The 19,535-nt window shown below is 71.7% G+C and carries 15 protein-coding genes and 1 pseudogene; 8 read left to right on the forward strand and 8 right to left on the reverse strand.

All coding sequences use genetic code 11. The annotated features are described in order from the left end of the window. Positions 1-13: 13 nt before the first annotated feature. The 3 genes from B7C62_02180 to B7C62_02190 all read right to left on the reverse strand — a co-directional run bounded on the left by B7C62_02180 (position 14) and on the right by B7C62_02190 (position 4,390). Complete coding sequence (locus B7C62_02180) at positions 14-3,283, reverse strand: tetratricopeptide repeat protein (GenBank protein ID ARF76944.1); 3,270 nt, start codon at positions 3,281-3,283, stop codon at positions 14-16. Between the two features lie 359 nt (positions 3,284-3,642). Then, entirely contained in the window at positions 3,643-3,972 is a 330-nt protein-coding gene (locus tag B7C62_02185; GenBank protein ARF71193.1) for a hypothetical protein, read from the reverse strand. Between the two features lie 172 nt (positions 3,973-4,144). After that, entirely contained in the window at positions 4,145-4,390 is a 246-nt protein-coding gene (locus B7C62_02190) for a transposase (GenBank protein ID ARF76945.1), read from the reverse strand. 20 nt (positions 4,391-4,410) lie between these two features. On the opposite strand from B7C62_02190, the pseudogene B7C62_02195 reads away from it, so the two are divergent. The 3 genes and pseudogenes from B7C62_02195 to B7C62_02205 all read left to right on the forward strand — a co-directional run bounded on the left by B7C62_02195 (position 4,411) and on the right by B7C62_02205 (position 7,925). After that, positions 4,411-4,764, forward strand: a pseudogene (locus B7C62_02195) (hypothetical protein). A gap of 204 nt (positions 4,765-4,968) precedes the next feature. After that, positions 4,969-7,041 carry an alkaline ceramidase gene (locus B7C62_02200; GenBank protein ARF71194.1) on the forward strand — a complete coding sequence of 691 codons (2,073 nt, stop codon included), beginning with the start codon at positions 4,969-4,971 and terminating at the stop codon, positions 7,039-7,041. 125 nt (positions 7,042-7,166) lie between these two features. Next, positions 7,167-7,925, forward strand: coding sequence for a transcriptional regulator (locus B7C62_02205; protein ARF71195.1), 759 nt, complete (start codon positions 7,167-7,169; stop codon positions 7,923-7,925). Positions 7,926-7,983: 58 nt separating this feature from the next. Here the strand turns inward: B7C62_02205 and B7C62_02210 are convergent, their stop codons facing one another. Both B7C62_02210 and B7C62_02215 read right to left on the reverse strand, forming a co-directional pair. After that, positions 7,984-9,708 carry an acyl-CoA dehydrogenase gene (locus B7C62_02210; GenBank protein ID ARF71196.1) on the reverse strand — a complete coding sequence of 575 codons (1,725 nt, stop codon included), beginning with the start codon at positions 9,706-9,708 and terminating at the stop codon, positions 7,984-7,986. 64 nt (positions 9,709-9,772) lie between these two features. Continuing rightward, a complete protein-coding gene (locus B7C62_02215; GenBank protein ARF71197.1) occupies positions 9,773-10,345 on the reverse strand; it encodes a PadR family transcriptional regulator in 573 nt (190 codons plus the stop codon). Positions 10,346-10,499: 154 nt separating this feature from the next. Between B7C62_02215 and B7C62_02220 the strand changes: the two genes are divergently transcribed. The 4 genes from B7C62_02220 (at position 10,500) to B7C62_02235 (ending at position 14,133) form a co-directional block, all read left to right on the forward strand. Then, positions 10,500-11,330 (forward strand): hypothetical protein, encoded by an 831-nt coding sequence (locus B7C62_02220; GenBank protein ARF71198.1) that lies wholly within the window; start codon positions 10,500-10,502, stop codon positions 11,328-11,330. Positions 11,331-11,429: 99 nt separating this feature from the next. Next, on the forward strand, positions 11,430-11,624 hold the full coding sequence (locus B7C62_02225; protein ARF71199.1) for a hypothetical protein: 195 nt from the start codon (positions 11,430-11,432) through the stop codon (positions 11,622-11,624). A gap of 83 nt (positions 11,625-11,707) precedes the next feature. Then, positions 11,708-12,592, forward strand: a complete 885-nt coding sequence (locus B7C62_02230) for an NAD(P)-dependent dehydrogenase (protein ARF71200.1) — start codon at positions 11,708-11,710, stop codon at positions 12,590-12,592. Positions 12,593-12,651: 59 nt separating this feature from the next. After that, positions 12,652-14,133, forward strand: coding sequence for an ornithine decarboxylase (locus tag B7C62_02235; GenBank protein ARF71201.1), 1,482 nt, complete (start codon positions 12,652-12,654; stop codon positions 14,131-14,133). 15 nt (positions 14,134-14,148) lie between these two features. Here the strand turns inward: B7C62_02235 and B7C62_02240 are convergent, their stop codons facing one another. Continuing rightward, positions 14,149-16,185 (reverse strand): peptidase S15, encoded by a 2,037-nt coding sequence (locus B7C62_02240; GenBank protein ARF71202.1) that lies wholly within the window; start codon positions 16,183-16,185, stop codon positions 14,149-14,151. Between the two features lie 56 nt (positions 16,186-16,241). Next, the gene (locus tag B7C62_02245) at positions 16,242-17,558 is read right to left on the reverse strand and encodes a biotin carboxylase (GenBank protein ID ARF71203.1); all 1,317 of its coding nucleotides are present in this window, start codon (positions 17,556-17,558) and stop codon (positions 16,242-16,244) included. 243 nt (positions 17,559-17,801) lie between these two features. On the opposite strand from B7C62_02245, the gene B7C62_02250 reads away from it, so the two are divergent. Then, complete coding sequence (locus tag B7C62_02250) at positions 17,802-18,401, forward strand: NADPH-dependent oxidoreductase (GenBank protein ID ARF71204.1); 600 nt, start codon at positions 17,802-17,804, stop codon at positions 18,399-18,401. A 24-nt stretch (positions 18,402-18,425) separates the two neighbouring features. On the opposite strand, the gene B7C62_02255 is transcribed toward B7C62_02250, so the two are convergent. Continuing rightward, positions 18,426-19,154, reverse strand: a complete 729-nt coding sequence (locus B7C62_02255; GenBank protein ARF71205.1) for a transcription antitermination regulator — start codon at positions 19,152-19,154, stop codon at positions 18,426-18,428. Between the last annotated feature and the right edge of the window lie 381 nt (positions 19,155-19,535).

The following is a 19,535-nucleotide window of genomic DNA, read 5'->3' on the forward strand; positions in this document are numbered from 1 at the left end:
CGAACCCTGGCAGTCAGGCTCTGCAATCGGGATCATTTGGCGGTGGGGGCGCCGCGCGGCCGGAGCGCTCGGCTTTCGCGTACTGGTCCACCAGCTTGTTGTAGGTGAGGTCCGGGAGCGCTGGGTGAGACTCGCGCAGGGCGTCCCGGTAGGCTCGGGTAGCCACGGTGATGTAGTGGTCGGGGCCCAGGACGCGCAGGCAGTCGTCGGTGAGTGCGGCGAAGGCGGCGAGGCCGTCGGCCGGGGCGGTGTCGCGGCGGGTCCGCGCCTCGGCCAGACAGCCGCGGACTATCAGGGTCAGGAGGTGGTCTGGTCCCACGATCCGCAGGGCTGCCGGTAGCAGGTCCTCGTACGCGGCGACCGCCCTGGTGAAGTCTCCGCTATCCGCGAGCAGTCCGGCGTAGGTGGCGCGGACGGGCAGTGTCTCGACATGGTCGGGCGGCATGAGCCGCTGGTAGTCGTGGAGTAGTTCGCGGCATGCCTCGGCCGCCCCGGCCGGGTCGCCCGCCTCCGCCCGGCAGCCGAGCAGGCGGCTGCGCAGGTCGAGGGTACGCGGATGGTCGGGGCCCAGGGCGCGCGTATAGTCCGCGATCAGCTCCTGGTAGACCGGGATCATCGTCTCCGCCTCCGCGTCGTGGGAGCGGCAGTCGGCAAGGTCGCTGCGCAGCCGGAGGGTGTCCGGGTGGTTCGGGCCCAGCACTTGGCCGTGCACGGTGATCAGGTCCTCGTACGCCGCGATGGCCATGGCCGTGTCGCCCGCTTCGCGCAGCTTCTCGGCAAGCAGCCTGCGGGTGCGCAGGGTCTCTGGATGGTGCAGGCCCAGTACCCGGGCCATGTCTTCCTGTAGTTCGCGGAGGTCGGTGACCGCCTTGGAGTGGTCGCCTGCTTCGCCGCGCCAGTTGGCCAGTTCCGCGCGGGTTGTCAGGGTGAGGGGGTGCTCGGGGCCCAGGGCCTGTTGGCAGTCGGCGAGCAGCGCGGCGAACGCCTCGGCTGTCTGGCCCGGATCACCGATCACGCCCTCGATACTGAGGAGGACGCTGCGCAAGAGCAGCACCTCGGAGCGGTTGGGGCCCCAAAAAGGGCGCAGGGCGGCAATCATCTCCTTCAGGACCTCGGCGGCGGCGACCGGATCACTCTCCGCAAGGCCGTGCTGCCACACCCGGAGGAAGCTGCGGTTGCTGATGACAAGCGGATGTTCAGGCCCGAAGGTCTGCTCCAGCAAGCGGGCCGACTCGTCCATGCCGACCGGTGCCGCGGTGACGGCTCCCGCCTCGTTGCGCAGCAGTCCCAGGGCGTAGCGGGCACGGGAGATGTCGATGTGATGGGCGCCCAGGACTCGCACGGCGTCGTCGATCATGTCCGCCAGCTCGGCGGCGGCTCCGGCTGGATCTCCTGCGGCGGCACGCCACTCGGCCAGCTCGTGCCGCACCGCCAGGGTGCGGTGGTCGTCGCGGCCGAACTCCGCCACGTGCTCGTCCAGCATCTCCCCGAACCGGTCGCGGGCCCCGACAGGGTCGCCCGCCTCACCCTGCAGGCGCGCGAGCTTCATGCGTACGTCCAGGGTCATGACGTCGAGGGGCCCAAGGTATGCCCGGCAGTCGCCGAGCAACTCCTCGTACAGGGCTGCGGCGCGCGGCGCGTCTCCCCTCTCGCGGTGTAGGAAGGCGATCCGAGAGCGGACCGAGAGAGTGTTGCGGTGGTGTGGACCCCGGACGCGCCGGTAGTCGACGAGCAGTTCCTCGTAGTCGGCCAGCGCACCGGCCAGATCGCCACCGCTGACTCGGGCGGCTGCAAGCTCGCCGCGAGCGTCGAGGGTGGTGAAGCCGTCGGGTCCGACCAGACGGGTGCAGTCCGCGGCCAGCTCCGTGTACGCCGCCACGGCCTCTGCGGGGTGTGCGGTGAATCTCAGGAAACGGAGGGAGTTGCTGCGGCAGGTGAGGGTACGGGGGTAGTCGGCGCCATACTTGTGCGCGGAGGTGGCCGCGAGCTGCCGGTAGTGGTCATTCGTCGCCTGGTAGAGCCCCGCATGGCCGAGGCTCTGGCCCAACCGGAGCAGGACCTCGTGCACATCGTGGTCCGACCACAGCAGGTGCTCGTCATGGGACCGCAGCGTCTCGGTGTTGGCGCGGAACCGCTGGCCGGTGGCGAAGTCACGTTCCGGCTCTGGCCATGCGTGGAGCAGGGCGTCGGCCGCCGCCCGGACGGTCCGGGCCAGCAGTTCCGGCGGAAGCTGCTCGCGCACACTGCGCTGCACCAGCCCGTGGACCTGAACAGGCTGGCCTGGCGTGTAGGTGACCAGGCTGAGCCGGTGCAGGGCGTGCAGCGCGCCTGCAGCGTCCTCAGCTGTCGCGGGGATCGGTTGCTGGGTGTCGGGGGGGCGGTGGCGGGCGAGGTGGGTGAGTGCGGGGCGGCTGGTCAGGACATCGGTGGGGATGCCATTGGGGTCGAGCATTGCGGCGAGTTGGAGCATGGGGCGTGCCAGGCCGGCGGGGCGGAGCCGGTCGGCGTGTTCGATGGACAGGGACCAGGTGGCCGCCACCGTGACGGCTTGGTCGTCGGGCAGAGCGCTGGTTTCGGGGAGCAGGTCGGCCAGTTTCCTGAGCCGGTCGGCCAGCAGACGGCGGTAGCGGGCACAGGTGACGTTGGTGTCGATGATGTAGGCGGCGGCCTGGGCCAAAGCAAGGGGCAGGTGCCCAAGGTCGGCGGCGAGGCTGTTGATCTGGTCGGTGGGCTCGTGACGGTCGTGCGCGGCGAGTACGGCGGTGAGATAGGCGGCGGCGTGCTGGGGGGTAAACAGGCCCACAGTCACCCGGCGTCGGCCGGCGCCGGTCAGGGCGGCCTCGCGGCGGCGTGTGGTGACCAGGACACGCCCGCGCGGGCTGGCGGGCGGCCACCAGCCACGTATATCGGCCGGGTCCGCGACGTCGTCCAGCACGACCAGCCACCGGCACGGCTTCTGGCCGGCCTTCGGCTCCAGCCAGGCCAGGAACGCCCGCGCGGCCTGCTCAGGGTCGCCGGGGTCGGCGGCAAGGACCTCCACACCGGCCTGCGCGTACCCGGCCGTGATCGCTGAGCGGCTGCTCGCGCTGATCCACACCAGTACGTCGACCCCGCCGCTGTCCCAGGCGGTGCGGGCGTAGTCGGCGGCCAGCTGGGTCTTGCCCACGCCACCGGTCCCAGTCAGCACCTGGGTGAGCACCGCGGTGCCCCCGTTGTCGACTGCCGTCCGCAACTGGTCGACCTCGGCCCGGTGCTGGAAGGACTGGGCGCGGGGTGGGATCACGCCGACCTGGTGTGGCCAGGTGGCGGGTGTGCGCGGCGCGGCCTGCCGCACCAGGGTGAAGCGGTCGATCGCCAGGTACCCGGTGACGGCCAGGCCGCCCTCGCTGGCGGTAGCGTCCCCCGTACGGCTTACGTGTACTGGGCTGTCGGTGCCTGGGTCCGGTCCGGTGTAACCGGTCACCGCCGTGGCGCCATCGCGGGCGGTGGCAGCGCCGGTTTCCGCGGCGGTGGCCGACGGCTCGCGTTTCGGGTCCGCGACCTCGGGACCAGCGTTGGGGGCACCGTCCGGGTCGGGATGGCGGTTGGACCATCGTGCCATCGGACAGAAACCTCCCACACGCTCTGGCCGTTCCGGCCCGGTCAGCTGAAGTCGATACCCGTGCTCGCGCTGCTGCCAGGCCCGTCCGCAGTGGCGTCCCCGGTTCGCTCTGCCCGAATCGCCCCACTCCCGGCATCTTGCGGGCGTCGCACGCCCGTAGACGCCCGGCCTCCACCGGTGGCCTCGGCCTTTCCGGTATCGACCACCACAACCCCAGGCTGTGGGGTGGTTGAGGACTGAAGCAGCGCCCAAACCAGGGCGGCAATACCAGTGGCGCCCTGGACTGAAGCGGCAACCAGCTGGCCGGTATCCGGGCTGTCCAACAGCCAAAAGAACGGCGTCGACACGGTCAACACGACCGCTGCCACCATGACCGTGGTCTTCCTACGTCGCGACACCCCCGCCCCCTCCCCCTCGGCAGTACGGATGGCCTTTAACTGTTAGCACAGGACGCCTCTGCACAACCGTCAGTTCCCCGATCGTGCTGAAACCCGCCGTCCCCACGGTAGACCGGCACAGGTGGCAGGGTCCGCAATGGCCCTGCTACTGCTTTGCCTGCATCTGCGAAGGCTCCGCCCTTTCCCGGCCCCGGGGCGGGGACGGCTGCCCATCCAGCGCGGCCCGAGGGCCGGGCACGGTGGCCGCAGCGAGGTTGAGACGGGCATCCATGTCGAGGTTGGCCTCCCCGTACGGGCGCACATGGGACCAGAACAGCGGGGTCAGGCCGCGCCGGTCGGCGGGCGTGAAAAGGCCGGCCCACTCGGGTTCGCCGAGGACGTCTTGGAGCATGAGGGTGCTGACGTAGACCAACGCTGGCACTGGGCACCATGCGCTCGCACGACCAGTGGAACACCACCATCTACTCCGACAACGACCGCTACCGGGGCATCAGGAACCTGCGGACGCTCGTCTTCATGAACCGGGCCGACATGCGCGAACGCGGTATCACCGAGCTCGGCCCGGTCGACATCACGAGCACGGCGAAGGACGGCAGCCGACGCCGTCTCAACGGCTGTCTGGCGATCCCGTACGACATTCCGCGCGGCTGTGCGGCCGGGTACATGCCCGAGATGAACGTGCTGTGCGCGCTCGGCGACTACAGCACCCAGAGCGACCAGCCGATCATGAAGCATGTGAAGGTGACGATCGCGCCCGCCGTCTGAGCCGAGCGCATTCCCGGCTTTCGGGGGCACAACACACCAGGCCGGGCGGGGTTCCTGAGGAATGCTCATTTACCCACCGGTAGAGATCTATGCGACGCAGGTCACACCCCTCTACCGTCGGGGCAGTGCTCCGGGTCCCGCCGATGTCGGTGAGCCGCCGACCGGGCCCCGGGGTCCCGCACGTCTCCCGCCCCAGGAGGTCCGATGCCCCCATTCCCCAGCCGCTCCCCGCGCTCCCGCCGCAGGCTCCCCGCCCTCGCACTCGCCGCCGCCCTGGGAGCCGTGGCTCTCGGCGCGCCCTCCCCCGCGTCGGCCGCACCGGCCGCCGCGGCCGAACCGGACTACCTGATCGGACGCGGCATCGCCGATGTCACCGGGGAGGCCGCCGAGACCGGGATGATGGGCTACTCCAGCTTCGACCAGAAGACCTCCGGCATCCACCAGCGCCAGCGGTCGCGCGCGTACGTCGTGGCCGACCGGGCGACCGGCAAGCGCGTGGTCTACGTCAACGCCGACCTGGCGATGATCTTCCAGTCGGTGCGGCAGGGCGTCCTCGCCCGCCTTGAGGAGCGGTACGGCAGCCTGTACGGGGAGGAGAACGTCCTCCTCTCCGCCACCCACACCCACTCCGGCCCCGGCGGCTACTCCCACCACGTGGCGTACAACCTCTCCGTGCTCGGCTTCCAGAACGGCACCTACCGGGCGATCGTCGACGGCATCGCGGAGTCCGTCGCCAAGGCCCACGACGATCTGCGGCCCGGCTCCATCAGCCTGGGCACGGGCACGCTCACCAACGCCAGCGTCAACCGTTCCCGTGAGGCGTTCGACCGCAATCCGGCGGCCGACCGGGCGGCCTTCCCCGGCGGGATCGACCCGGCGATGACCGTGCTGCGGTTCCGGCAGGGCGACAAGGACGCGGGCGCGATCAGCTGGTTCGCCACCCACAACACCTCGATCACCAACAAGAACACACTGATCAGCCCGGACAACAAGGGCTATGCCGCCTACGCCTGGGAGCACGGCCACGAGGGCGTGCGCTATCTCGACAACACCCCCGGTTTCGTCGCCGCGTTCCCCAACACCAACGCCGGGGACATGTCCCCGAACCTCAATCTGAAGCCCGGATCGGGGCCCACGGAGGACGAGTTCGAGAACGCCCGCATCATCGGTGAGCGCCAGCTCGACAAGGCCCGCGAGGTCTACCGGGACGCGCGGCCGGTGTCCGGCGGGGTGGATGCCCGGCTCGCCTATGTGGACATGGAGAACGTCACCGTACGCGGTCAGTACACGAGCGACGGGAAGGAGGCCCGCACCTGTCCCGCCGTCGTGGGCGCCTCCACGCTCGCGGGCAGTGTGGAGGACGGCCCGGCGATCCCCGGCTTCGAGGAGGGGATGCGCACCCCGGTCGCCGGAATCATCGACGCGCTGCGCATCGATACCCCGTCCTGGCTCGCGGCCTGCCAGTACCCGAAGGCGAGCCTGATCCCGACGGGTCTGCTGAGCAACGTGCACCCGGTGACCCCGAAGATCCTGCCGCTCCAGATCATGCGGATCGGGGAGCTGTACCTGGTGGCGGGCCCGGGCGAGTTCACGATCACCGCCGGGCTCCGGGTGCGCCGGACCGTGGCGCAGGAGCTGGGGGTCCCGCTGGACCGGGTGCTGCTCCAGGGGTACGCCAACGCCTACAGCCAGTACGTGACGACGCCGGAGGAGTACGACACCCAGAACTACGAGGGCGGCTCCACGCTCTACGGCCGGCACACGCTCCCCGCCTATCAGCAGGAGTACGCCCGGGTCGCGGCCGCCCTGCGCCAGGGCACCCCGGTGGAGCGCGGCACGGCCCCGCCGGACGAGTCGGCCCGGCAGTTCACGTTCCAGACGGGCGTGGTCTACGACAACCCGCCGCTCGGCAAGGCGTTCGGCTCGGTCCTGACCGGCCCGGCCTCCTCGTACGCGCGCGGCTCCACGGCCACCGTCGAGTTCGCCACCGGCCACCCGAAGAACAACGTGCGCCGGGGCGGAACGTTCCTGGAGGTCCAGCGTCTGGCGGCCGACGGACGGTGGACGCGGGTGCTGGACGACGGTGACTGGGAGACCACGTACCGCTGGACCCGGATCAACGGACTGACCGGTACGTCGAAGGCCACGGTCACCTGGAGGATCGGGGCGGACACCCCGCCCGGCACCTACCGGATCGTGCACCACGGGGACGCGAAGAACCTGCTGGGGAGGATCACCCCGTTCACGGGCACGTCCTCCGCGTTCACCGTGACATGACCGGGTGAGGGTGCGGGCGGGGTGCGGACGCCCCGCCCGCACCCCGGCCCGGCCTCCGGGCCCCGCCCACCACGGGTTTCCCCACCCGAGATGCCGCACCCCGGCGCCGGGTCCATGCTGGTGGCATGGGTGACCAGCCCGGCGCCGAGCCCACTGTGTCCGTCCAGCGGGACCTCCGGTTGCTGGAGGCCGCAGGAGCACATCCGGCGGGTGCCCCCGCAGCGCAGCTGGCCCGGGAGGCCGAGCTGCCCCCGGTCGTGGCCGGGGAGCACCTGCACGCGCTGGCCGAGGACGGTTACCTCAGGGAGCTGGACGACGGGGCGTTCGCCCCCGCCGACCGGAGCCTGTCACCGCACGCCAGACCCGGGGGCCGGTCGTGGACGGAGCGCGTCCGCCCCCTGCTGACCTCGCTGCGCGACAGGGTGTCCGCCGCCGCCTACCTGACGCTGTACGACGAGGGGGAGATCCGGGTCCTCCAGATCGTGGACAGCCCCCGGGCGCCCCGGGTCGACCTCTGGGTCGGCTTCGAGGACGCCGGGCACGCCACGGCCCTGGGCAAGAGCGTGCTGGGCGGCCTGGACGAGGAGGCCCGCGCCAACTACCTCTCCCGCCACCCCCTGGCCGACCTCACCTCCCACACCATCACCCGCCGCGAGGAACTCCTCCGGGAGCTGGACTCCCCGCCGATGGCGCCGCTCGCCAGGGACCGGGAGGAGTACAAGCGCGGGACGACCTGTGTCGCCGTACGCGTGTACAGCGGTGACCAGGTCGGATCGCTCGGCATCTCCTTCCGCTCGGACCGGATGTACCGGACGAGCGAGATCAGGGAACAGCTCCTGTCCTCGGCGCTGCGCATCACCCGCAGGCTGACGATCCCTGAGTGACGGGAGCCCCCGGGTGACAGGGGCTCCCTGAGCGACGCGGCTCCCTGAGCGACGGGGGCTATTCGGCCATCTCGTACGCCCCCGAGAGCGCCTCCACACGCTCCCAGACCCGCGCCGAACGCGCCGCGTCCACGACGGGACGCCGTACCGCCCCGAGCGCCCAGTCCTGCTGCGCCTGGGTGGCGGAGTCCTTGCCGTGCAGCTCCACGGCGTGCGCGGAGAAGTCGCGTACGAGGACGGCGAACAGCTCGTCGAGCAGGTCCTGGTCCAGGCCGGTCAGCCGGGCCTGCTCCAGGATCAGCTGGCCGTGCACGACGAGGGCGAAGAGCTGGCCGACGGCGAGGAGGAGGTCCAGGTCGCGGCTCTGCTCCTCGTCGGGAGCGGCGGTCTCCACGAAGGCGCACAGGGCGTCGGCCTGCTCGCGGAAGCGGGCCACGTTCGCCACCTCGGCGTACGCGTCGAACGCGGGGCGCCAGTCGTGGAACCGTACGGCACCCAGACCCCGCGCCGGTCCCTGCCGGAACAGGAAGTCGTCGTCGGCCGCGTCCAGGCGGGAGGGGACGGCCGGGTAGTCGACGGGGTTCAGCAGGTGGTTGCGCATGAACTTGAGGATCAGCGCGAGGTTGACGTGGACCGTGCCCTCCAGCTTGGGCAGGCCCCGGATCTCGATCGCGGCCTGGGCGAAGTAGTTGTCCTTCTCGAAGCCCTTGGCGGCGATGACGTCCCACATCAGGTCGATGACCTTCTCGCCCTCCGTGGTCACCTTCATCTTCGTCATCGGGTTGAAGAGGAGGTAGCGGCGGTCGTCGGGCCCGGCGGAGCGGAAGTAGTCGACGGCGCGGTCGCTGAACAGCTTCATCCCGACGAGCCGGACGTAGGCGTCGGTCAGCTCGCGCCGCACATGCGGGAAGGCGGTCACGGGGCGGCCGTAGAGGATGCGGTTGCTCGCGTGGGTGACGGCCTCGTACATCGCGTGCTCGCAGATGCCGATGGAGGCGGTGCAGAGGTTGAACTTGCCGACGTTGACGGTGTTGAGCGCGGCGTCGAAGGCGGCGCGGCCGGTGTGCAGGATGTCGGCGGGCGCCACCGGATAGTCGGCGAGGCGGAACTCGCTGACGAACTTGGAGGAGTCGACGACGTTCTTCACCAGGTGGTAGGCGGCGTGGCGGCTGTCGGCGGCGAAGAAGACGTAGCCGTCGGGGCCCTCGACGTCGGTGCGGCGGCCGAAGACGGAGACCAGACCGGCGGCGTTGCCGTTGCCGATGTAGTACTTGGAGCCGGAGGCCAGGAAGCCGCCGTCGCCGTCGGGCGTGAGCAGCATGTCGGTGGAGTAGATGTCGGCGCCGTGGGTCTTCTCGGAGAGGCCGAACGCGAACACCTCACCCTGGTCCAGGAGTTCGGCGGCCCGGGCACGGGCCTCGGCGTTGTCGCTCTGCCAGACGGGGCCGAGGCCGAGGATGGTCACCTGCCAGGCGTACCAGTAGTCGAGCCCGTAGAAGCCGAAGATCTCGTTGAGGGCGGCGATCCGGGCGGTGTCCCAGCGCCGGTCCGTCTCCTTCGCGGCGGCGGCCGGGGTGAGGAAGGTGGCGAACAGGCCCTCCTTCGCGGAGAAGGCGAGGAAGTCGGCCAGCCAGGCTCGGGAGCGGTAGTCCTCGATCAGCCGCCGCTTGCCCCGCGCCTCGAACCAGTCGACGGTGGCGCGCAGCAGCCTGCGGGTCTCCGGGTCGAAGTGCTCGGGGTCGTAGGTGCGCGGGTTGAAGAGCAGGGACGCGGACTCAGCCATGGAGATCGCCTTCCAGGAGGGAGGGTTGAGGGTTTCGGTGGTACGGAGGTGGCGGCCGGTGCCGTCAGGCGCCGGGGCCCGGCGGTGGACCGGCGAGCCGGTGGAGGGTGTCGAGTACGTCGTCGAGCCAGGCGATCGTCATGCGCTCGTACGCGATGCCGCCGCGCAGCACGACGTGCTGGAGCTCCTGGCCCGCGTCCGGGGGCACGGACGCCTCGGGCCCGGTGAAGTCGCGGACCTCTCCGGCGAGGTAGTGGGCGAGGCGGTCCCGGTGAGCCTGCCGGTGGCGCTCGACCTCGCGGACCAGGGCGGCCGGGTCGTCGAAGGCGGCGCCCCGGATCTTGACGGCGAGGTCGTGCCGGAGGCTCTCGGGCTCGATCGGTTTGTGCAGCCACTCGGCGAGGGCGGCGCGGCCGGGCCCGGCGACGGAGTACTCCTTCTTGTCCGGCCGCCCCTGCTGCTCGACCTCGCGGACGGTGAGCCGGCCGTCGGCCTCCATCCGGGCGAGGACGCGGTAGATCTGCTGGTGGCTGGCGGTCCAGAAGTAGCCGATGGACCGCTCGAACCGGCGGGCCAGCTCATAGCCGGAGCCGGGTCTCTCCAGCAGGGAGACGAGAATCGCGTGTTCGAGCGCCATACCGCGATCCTTCTATGCAACGAGTTGCATAGACAAGTCGCCGGGCCCGGGTGAGACACGGCTCACCCGCCCCTCCCCCGCGCTCGGGGCCCGTGCACCTCCGGGCGACAATGGCCAGGAGCATCCGCCCGCCTCACCCAGGAGAGCCACCGCCTTGTCCCGGCCCACCGCCCCGCACGCCGACCACCCCGACCTGCGGGCCGACTGCGGGAGCTGCTTCGGCCTGTGCTGCGTGGCGCTGCCCTTCGCCCGCTCGGCGGACTTCGGCGCGGACAAGGCGGCGGGGACCCCGTGCGGCAACCTCCAGGAGGACTTCGGCTGCGGTATCCACGCCCGGCTGCGCGAGCGCGGATACCCCGGCTGCACGGTGTTCGACTGCTTCGGGGCGGGCCAGAAGGTCTCCCAGGTCACCTTCGGGGGCCGCAGCTGGCGTACGGAGCCGGAGTCGGCCCGCACGATGTACGAGGTCTTCCCCGTGGTGCGGCAGCTGCACGAACTGCTCCGGTACACAGCCGAGGCCCTGGACCTCCCGGCGGCGAAGGCGGCCCACCACGAGCTGCGCCGCGCCTACGACCGGCTCGACGCGCTGACCCGGGACACCGCCGAAGCCCTCCTCGCCACCGACGTACCGGCGCTCCGCGCGGAGGTGAACACCCACCTCCTGCGGGCCAGTGAACTGGCCCGCGCCGCCGTCCCCGGCAAAAAGAGGAACCACCGGGGCGCCGACCTCCTGGGCGCCCGGCTGCGCGGCGCGAAGCTGCGCGGAGCCACCCTGCGCGGCGCCTGCCTGATCGCCGCCGACCTCTCCGGCGCCGATCTGCGCGAAGCCGACCTGATCGGCGCCGACATGCGCGACACGGACCTGAGCGGCGCGGATCTGACCGGCGCGCTCTTCCTCACCCAGCCGCAGCTGAACGCGGCCCGGGGCGACACGGCGACCAGGATTCCGGCGGCCCTGCGGCGGCCGGGACACTGGGGCTCCTGAGGGAGCCGTACCGGCCAAAAGGGGTGTTTCGGTCAGGCCGGGAAGGGCACCCGGTCTGTGGTGACCATCCGACCCCCACGGAACGAGGGAGCGTTCGTCATGGCGAACCCGCAACAGCCGGAACAGCGGCGCAGCGACAAGGGCGGAGCCACGCCCCAGGACAGTGCCGAGCTCAAGGCCAGGCAGCCGGGGACGCCCCGGGGCAGCGGCCGCGCCCACGGTACGGACAAGGGCGGCAAGGGAGGCGGCCCGGGCGGCGGTACACCGCCGGAGCAGCAGCCCGACCATCCGTGACAGCCGGGGCGGCCGTCCGGGCCGGGCACCGCCCGGCCCACGACGCCCCGGGGCCATGCCCGTACAGAGCAGAGAGGCAGCCCATGACGAGCGAACAGCCGCAGGACCCCCACCGCCTCCACCCCCGCCCCGACTTCCCTCAGCAGGACCAGGAGCCTCCCGGCCGCACCGGGGACATGGACCCGCCGCCCGACCACGGCGAGGACTCCTACCGGGGCTCGGGCCTCCTCACCGACCGCAGGACCGTGATCACCGGGGGTGACTCCGGCATCGGCCGTGCGGTCGCCCTGGCCTTCGCACGCGAGGGCGCGGACGTGCTGTTCACCCATCTCCCCGAAGAGGAGGAGGAAGCCCGGGAGACCGCCCGCCTGGTGGAAGGCGCGGGCCGCAGGGCCGTGCCCGTCGTGTGCGACATCCGGGACGAGAAGCAGTGCCGCTCCCTCGTCGAGCGGGCCGTCTCCGACTTCGGCCGGATCGACGTCCTGGTCAACAACGCGGCGTACCAGATGTCCCAGCCGGACGGGATCTCCGCGATCTCGACCGAGCAGTTCGACCGGGTGGTGCGGACCAACCTGTACGGGATGTTCTGGCTCTCCAAATTCGCCCTGCCCCACATCCCGGCGGGCGGGTCGGTCATCAACACCACCTCGGTGCAGGCGTACAAGCCCAGCCCCCACCTCCTGGACTACGCCATGACCAAGGGCGCGATCGTCACGTTCACGCAGGGGCTCGCCCAGATGCTGGCCTCCGACGGCATCCGCGTCAACGCGGTGGCCCCGGGGCCCGTCTGGACGCCGCTCATCCCGGCAACCCTGCCGGACACCGCGGAGTTCGGGAAGCAGAGCCCGCTGGGGCGCCCGGCGCAGCCCGCCGAGATGGCGCCCGCCTATGTTTTCCTCGCCTCCGCGAACGCCTCGTTCATCACCGGCGAGATCATGAACGCCACCGGCGGCACCCCGCTGCCCTGACCTGCCCCTGCCATGGCCTGGCCTGATTGGCCGGTGGCGAGCCCGGGAAGGCATCGGGAATGGCAGCAAACCATCACGAAGCACCCGTTCTCGATGCTCTCGCCGCCTACCAGGACCGGGACGAGCTGGGCTTCTCGCCGCCCGGCCACAAACAGGCCAGGGGCGCCGATCCGGCCGTACGCGCGGTGCTCGGCGACGCCGTCTTCTTCGGTGACCTCCTGGCCACGGGCGGGCTGGACGACCGCCGGGAGAAGTCCTCCGTGCTCCGGCGGGCCGAGGAGCTCATGGCCGACGCCGTCCACGCGGAGCACACCTTCTTCTCCACCTGCGGCAGCTCGCTCTCGGTCAAGGCGGCCATGCTCACCGTCGCCGCCCCGCACGAGAAGCTCCTGGTGGGCCGGGACGCCCACAAGTCCGTGATCGCGGGGCTCATCCTTTCGGGCGTCGAGCCCGTCTGGCTGGAGCCGCAGTGGGACGCGGAACGGCATCTGGCCCATCCGCCGTCGGCCGCGTCCGTGGAGCGGGCCTTCGCCGCGCACCCGGACGCCCGGGGCGCGCTGGTCACCAGCCCGACCCCGTACGGTACGGCGGCGGACCTGCCCGCGATCGCGGACGTGTGCCACCGGCGGTCGAGGCCGCTGATCGTGGACGAGGCGTGGGGCGCCCATCTGCCGTTCCACCCGGAGCTGCCGTCCTGGGCGATGGACGCGGGCGCCGACATCTGTGTCACCAGCATCCACAAGATGGGCAGCGGCCTGGAACAGGGCTCGGTCTTCCATCTCCAGGGCGGTCTGGTGGACCCCGGCACCCTCGCATCGCGCGCCGATCTGCTGGGCACCACCAGTCCGTCCGTGCTGCTGTACGCGGGCATCGACGGCTGGCGCCGCCAGATGGCCCTGGACGGGCACCGCCTGCTCTCCCGGGCCCTGGAGCTGACCCGGTCGGTCCGTGAGCGCATCGAGGAGATCGAGGGGATGCACGTCAACGGGGAGGACGACTTCTGCGGTCCTGGCGCGGCCACCGAGTTCGACCCGCTGCCGGTGATCATCGACATCACCGGGCTAGGCACCACCGGCTACCGGGCCGCCGACTGGCTGCGCGAGCACCACCGTATCGACATGCACCTGGTGGACCACCGCCGGATCAGCGCCCAGTTCACCCACGCCGACGACGCGGGCACCGCCGAGCGGCTGCTGACGGCCCTGCGCGGCCTGTCCCGCGACGCGCGCACCCTCCGCCCCGCCCCCGAGGTGCACGTGCCCACGCCGGACGAGCTCCGCCCCGACCAGGTGTGCCTGCCCCGCGACGCCTACTTCTCCCGCACCGAGGACGTGCCGGCCGAGCGGGCGGCGGGCCGGGTCGCGGCCGAGATGATGACCCCCTACCCGCCCGGCATCCCGGCCGTCCTGCCCGGCGAGCGGATCACGGAGCCGCTGCTGCGCTACCTCCGCTCGGGCGTCGCGGCGGGCATGAACGTGCCCGACACCGCCGATCCGGCCCTGGAGACCGTCCGGGTCCGCGCCGAGGGGGAGGGCCCCTGACGGCGCGGGGACGGCTCAGGCCAGGTTGCGGGGGACGGTCTCGTTCCAGGTGCGGGAGAAGACCCGGCGGCCGTCCTCGTAACCGTCCAGGGTCGCGTCGACACGGAACTCCTCCGCGTCCGCCGTCAGTACGGTGCTCGTCTCGACCCGTACGTCCCAGCCGGGCCGGGAGAAGGTCATCGTCCACGCCGACCGGCCGCTCGGGGAGGAGAAGTCGTCGGCGACGGAGGTGTACTTCTCGCAGGCCCGCAGCCCGACCTCGATGCCGTTCTCCTCGTACCGCTGGAGCCCCCGGTCCTTCACGATGTCGAGGGCGGAGCGGTAGTCCACCAGGCTCCTGGAGACGTTCCACGCCTGCTCGGGCTCGGTGAGCCGGGTGACGGGGGGCGGGCGGCAGCCCTCCGGTTCACCGAAGGCCGTCTGCGGCATGCCGTCCGGCTCGTCCGTGGGGCGTACCGGCAGGGTCAGCGCGGCGCCTTCGCCGTGGACCGTCAGCAGGGCCGGTTCGGGGGCCGGCCAGACCAGGGGCCAGTACGAGGTCGAGAGGGAGAGCCGGATGCGGTGCCCGGGCGGGAACGCCTGGGCGACCCCGTTCAGGGTGATCCGGGCGCGGTAGCGGCGGCCGGGCTCCAGCGGCCGGGGGTGCTCGTCGCTCTCCCGGTGGGTCAGGTTCAGCACACCGTACGTCACCCGGGTGGCGCGGCCGTCCGGGGCCACGTCGGAGATCCGGGCGGTGACCTGGGCGACGGGGGCGGAGGCCGCCACCTCCAGGCCGACGGAGGGCGAGCCGAGGATCTCCACCCGTTCGGTGAGCGGTTCGCTCTCGTAGACGAGGGAGCCGCCGTCCTCCTCGCGCTGGTCGTAGGGCAGGTCGGGCGGGGCGTTGTAGGAGGCCCACTTGCCCGCGAACTGGCCGACGGAGAGCGGGGATCGGACCGTACGCGTACGGCCGGGCACGGCGGCGGGTTCCGCCTCCTCGGCCGTCACGATGGCGGAGCCCCGCAGCGGGTGCACCACCTCCTCGACGTGCGGCGAGGGCCAGGAGGGTTCGCCCACCCAGCGGCCGGGGCGCTCCTCGTACGACGTGGAGGGCGGCACGCTCTCCTGCATCCAGGCACGGAGCATCGGCCCGTCCATGGCCCCGTTGTCGATGCCCTTGAGCCAGTGGTCCCACCACCTGACGACCTCCTGGAGGTAGCCGATGGCGGGGCCGGGTTCGCCGAGGTGCGGCAGCTTGTGGGACCAGGGGCCGATGAGGCCCTTGCGGGGCACGTCGGCGCCTGCCAGGAGGCGGGTGACGGCGTTGGAGTAGCCGTCCGCCCAGCCGCTGGAGGCGAGGACGGGGCACTTGAGCCGGGTGTAGTCCTCGCTGAGTGAGGCGTGCTGCCAGTAGGCGTCGCGATGCGGGTGGCGGAGCCACTCCAGGACCCACGGGCGGGCGGCCTCCAGCCGCTCCCGCCACATGTCCCGCCACCGCTCCCCCACCACCTCGGGGTCGGGCGGGCAGGTGGCGTAGGCGAACATCGTGCCGGCCTCGGCGAGGTTGTCGGAGAGCATGGCACCGCCGAGGTAGTGCATGTCGTCCGCGTACCGGTCGTCCGTGAACGAGGCGATGACGATGGCCTTCAGGCTCTCCGGCCGCCGCGCCGCCGTCTGGAGCGCGGCGAAGGCGCCCCAGGAGATGCCCGTCATGCCGGTGTTCCCGTCGCACCAGGGCTGGGCGGCGACCCAGGCCAGCACCTCCTCGGCGTCGCGCTGCTCCTGCTCCAGGTACTCGTCCAGCAGGACGCCCTCCGACTCCCCGGTCCCGCGCAGGTCCACGCGTACGCAGGCGTAGCCGTGGCCCGCGATGTACGGGTGGTGGATGGCGTCCCGGGTGGAGGTGAGGTCATTCTTGCGGTACGGGATGCACTCGACGACCGCGGGGACCGGCTCCCGGCCGGAGGAGACGGGCCGCCAGATCCGGGCGGACAGGCGCACCCCGTCCGCCATGGTGATGGTGACGTGGTTCTCTTCCTCGATCTCGTACGGGAGTTGCTCGACGTAACGCATACGGGTGGCAGGGTCCTTCCTGTCGTCGGGTCCGGCGGGGGCGGCTGCCCGGGGTGTCACGGAGAATTCCGGCCGCGCCCGCCCGGTTCCGTCTCGTCGAAGCTGAGGCCGAGGGCGGCGACGCAGGCGTCGAACTTGCGGCGCAGGTCGTCCTCGTCGTCACCGCCGGTGAAGATGTGGGCGACCTCGTAGCTGTAGCTGTCCTGGCCCCGGACGGTGGAGAGCCGCTGGCCCTCGGCGGGGACCAGGTCGATGTGGACGCCCGGGATGTCCCGCTCGATGGCGGCGATCTCCTCGGCGGTCGGCACCTGGTGGACACGGCCCTCACCGAACCAGCGGTAGTACCACTTGGCGGCCACCCGGTAGCGGCCACCGCCCGGCGGGACGGCCGGGTCGCCGCCCAGGGCGAGCCGGAACATGCGGTGGTGGTTGGGCACCCCGTCGACGAAATGAAACATCTCCGCGTGCGACTGGGAGTGCCGGGGGTTGATCTCCAGCAGCCGGATGTCGGCGGTCCTCGGATCGTAGAAGTACTCGATGCTGAACGTGGCCCGGTCCATGCCGATCTGCCGCATGGTGCGTTCGCTGACCTCGTGCAGCCGCCGGATCACCGGGGCCGGGAGGGTGCTGGGGTACTGGTGGCGCAGAAAGGACGAGGAGCCGGGGTAGTTGATGGAGTCGAGCACGCCGTAGACGGTGACCTCGCCCTGGTGCACATATCCTTCGACGGCCACCTGGATACCGGTCATGGCCTCCTCGGCCAGACAGACCTGGCCTCCGACGCCCGCCATTTCCGGCGGGAGTTCCAGAAGACCGAGAACGGCCTCGAAGGGCTTTCCGACCCGGGCGATGCCCTCGCGTATCTCCGCGACCGCCGACCGGAATTCATCCAGGTCCGCGACGCCGAACGCCAGCTCGGAGGAGTAGGCGAGGGCGGGCTTGACCCACATCGGGAAGCGCAGGCCCTCCGGGGGCCTCGGATCGTCGCTCTCCAGGTCGACCATGCCGAAGCGGGGGTAGGCGTCCGTGACCTTCCGCTGTTCCAGCCTGCTCCAGTACTTGTGCTCGCACTTGACGACGGATTCGAGGCTGGTGCTGACCGTCCCGTACTCCTTGCTGAGGAGGGGGACGAGGGTGCTGACCGGGAAGTCCCAGTAGCCGACGATGGCGTCGACGCTGCCTTCGTGGGCGTCGAGCACGGCGCGGGCCCGGCCCAGCAGTTCGTCGACGGTGACCTGGCCCTCCTGCAACTCCTCGATGGTGAGCAGCGGGTGGAGCCGGTGGCGGTCGGCGTCCGGAACGGCTTCGAGGGTGCGGCGGTTGGCCTCGTCCATTCCGATGACGAATATGTTCTTGCGCGGATCTCCGGACATGGCATTCCTCTCGGGGCGGCACAGGGGGATCTGCGCCGTGTACCCCTGAGCGGGGGTTCAAACGGAAACGTGAGCGGGGGTTCAAACGGGAACGTGTGGGCCACCGGAAATTCCGGACCACTTCCTTTCGGGGAATTCCGCGGTGCCGGTGCGTACGGCCGGGCCTGACGGGGCACCAGTGCAGCCGTGCCCACCGACCGGCACCTTTCCCCCCGCACCCCACTCCCAAGGAGACGCCCCGTCATGCGCGCACTCGCCCTCGTCTGTACGTTGAACTCCTCCCCCGAGCCCTCCAGCAGCCACCACCTCGCCCAGCAGGTCATGACCGCGTTCGAGGGCCACGGAGTGCGGGGCGAGATCGTCCGGGTGGCCGACCACGACGTCCGGCCGGGGATCGGCGTGGACCTGGGGGACGGTGACGCCTGGCCCGCGATCCGGGAGAAGGTCCTGGCCGCCGACATCCTCCTGATCGCCACGCCCATCTGGCTCGGCCACCCCTCCAGCGTCTGCCAGCGGGTCCTGGAGCGGCTGAACGCCGAGTCCTCCGAGACCGACGACGAGGGGCGCCCGCTCGTCTACGGGAAGGTGGGCGCCGTGGCCGTCGTGGGCAACGAGGACGGGGCGCACAAGGTGAGCGCGGACGTCTTCCAGGGGCTGAACGACGTCGGCTTCTCGCTGGCGGCCCAGGCGGTCACGTACTGGGTGGGCGAGGCCATGCAGGGCACCGACTACCAGGACCTGGACGAGACACCCGAGGCCGTCGCCTCGACGACGAAGGCGCTCGCCGCCAACGCCGTCCACCTGGCCCGGCTGCTCGCCGACTCCCCCTACCCGGCGTCCTGATCCGGCGCGCCACCCGACGGCACGTCACCCCCGGGGCTGGAACCGCGCCTCGGGGGGCGTCTCGCCGGTGATGCTGGCGATCAGCTCGGCGCACAGGTCGCGGAGCTTGATGTTGCGGTGCTGGGAGGCCGTACGCAGCACCTCGAACGCCTTCTCCGGGGAGCAGCGCTGCTGGCCGATGACCACGCCGATCGCCTGGTCGATGACCGTACGGGACTGGAGGGCGGCCTCCAGATCGGCGGCGAACTCCTCGGTGTCCGCGATGCGCTGGGCCAGGGCGATGGCTCCGGTGGCCTGGGCGGTGAGCAGCCGCAGGGCCGTCAGGTCGGCGTTCTCGAAGGCGCCGGGGACCGGGGCGTACAGGTTGAGGGCGCCGGAGGTGTGGCTGTGCGGGGCGATGGGCAGCGACAGCGAGGACCGGGCGCCGCAGACGGCCGCGTAGGCGGGGTAGTCGGCCCAGCGGCTCTCCCGGAGCGTGTCGGGCACGCTGACCTCCAGGCCGGTGCGCATCGCCTGGAGGCAGGGGCCGTCGTCCTGGCCGTACTGGGCCTCGTCCAGCTTCGTGGCGATGGCACCCGCGCTGGACACGGTGACGGGGCGGCCCTGCCGCTGCACCGTGATGCCGCACCCGTCAGCCTCCGCGACCAGGGCCAGGGCGCTGCGGGCGAGCGCCTGGAGGAAGTCGTCCAGGGACTCCGTCTCCAAGAGCAGTGCGGTCGTGTCCGGCGCCTCGGCCACGGGCCTGTCAGTCATGTTCATCTCGTTCTGGGCGGTGACCCGCCTCCCGAAAGGGCGGGGCAGAGCTGGCGCGGCGCAGTCCGGGGCCGCTGGGACAGGGCAAGCTCCACCGGCGCACGGGTGCCTGGGGACAGGCTCCGGTGCGTGCGGCGGGGAGGTCAGGCGTGGGCGAGCGGACGCCGTACGGGCGCGGGCGCGCCACCGGCCGTGCTCAGGGGACTGCCGGGGGTTCTGCGGCGCCCGGTCGCGGGCGGGCGACTTCGGGCGGGGGCCGCCGGGGCGGGCGTACGCGCGGCGCGGGAGGCGGCGGCGGAGGGGGCCGCGGCGACGGGGCGGCGGGAGGGAGAGCGGTTCACGGGGACTCCACGGAGGCAGGGAGAAATCTCAAGGGCCGCT

Source organism: Kitasatospora albolonga (assembly GCA_002082585.1).
Lineage (GTDB): Bacteria > Actinomycetota > Actinomycetes > Streptomycetales > Streptomycetaceae > Streptomyces > Streptomyces stephensoniae.

Excerpts from the sequence above, each read along its gene's own strand:
- B7C62_02250 (ARF71204.1), top strand. The coding sequence starts at position 17,802 with ATGCGCGCACTCGCCCTCGTCTGTACGTTGAACTCCTCCCCCGAGCCC.
- B7C62_02190 (ARF76945.1), bottom strand. The coding sequence starts at position 4,390 with ATGCTCCAAGACGTCCTCGGCGAACCCGAGTGGGCCGGCCTTTTCACG.
- B7C62_02230 (ARF71200.1), top strand. The coding sequence starts at position 11,708 with ATGACGAGCGAACAGCCGCAGGACCCCCACCGCCTCCACCCCCGCCCC.
- B7C62_02235 (ARF71201.1), top strand. The coding sequence starts at position 12,652 with ATGGCAGCAAACCATCACGAAGCACCCGTTCTCGATGCTCTCGCCGCC.
- B7C62_02255 (ARF71205.1), bottom strand. The coding sequence starts at position 19,154 with ATGACTGACAGGCCCGTGGCCGAGGCGCCGGACACGACCGCACTGCTC.
- B7C62_02245 (ARF71203.1), bottom strand. The coding sequence starts at position 17,558 with ATGTCCGGAGATCCGCGCAAGAACATATTCGTCATCGGAATGGACGAG.
- B7C62_02200 (ARF71194.1), top strand. The coding sequence starts at position 4,969 with ATGCCCCCATTCCCCAGCCGCTCCCCGCGCTCCCGCCGCAGGCTCCCC.
- B7C62_02210 (ARF71196.1), bottom strand. The coding sequence starts at position 9,708 with ATGGCTGAGTCCGCGTCCCTGCTCTTCAACCCGCGCACCTACGACCCC.
- B7C62_02240 (ARF71202.1), bottom strand. The coding sequence starts at position 16,185 with ATGCGTTACGTCGAGCAACTCCCGTACGAGATCGAGGAAGAGAACCAC.
- B7C62_02185 (ARF71193.1), bottom strand. The coding sequence starts at position 3,972 with ATGGTGGCAGCGGTCGTGTTGACCGTGTCGACGCCGTTCTTTTGGCTG.
- B7C62_02215 (ARF71197.1), bottom strand. The coding sequence starts at position 10,345 with ATGGCGCTCGAACACGCGATTCTCGTCTCCCTGCTGGAGAGACCCGGC.
- B7C62_02225 (ARF71199.1), top strand. The coding sequence starts at position 11,430 with ATGGCGAACCCGCAACAGCCGGAACAGCGGCGCAGCGACAAGGGCGGA.
- B7C62_02205 (ARF71195.1), top strand. The coding sequence starts at position 7,167 with ATGGGTGACCAGCCCGGCGCCGAGCCCACTGTGTCCGTCCAGCGGGAC.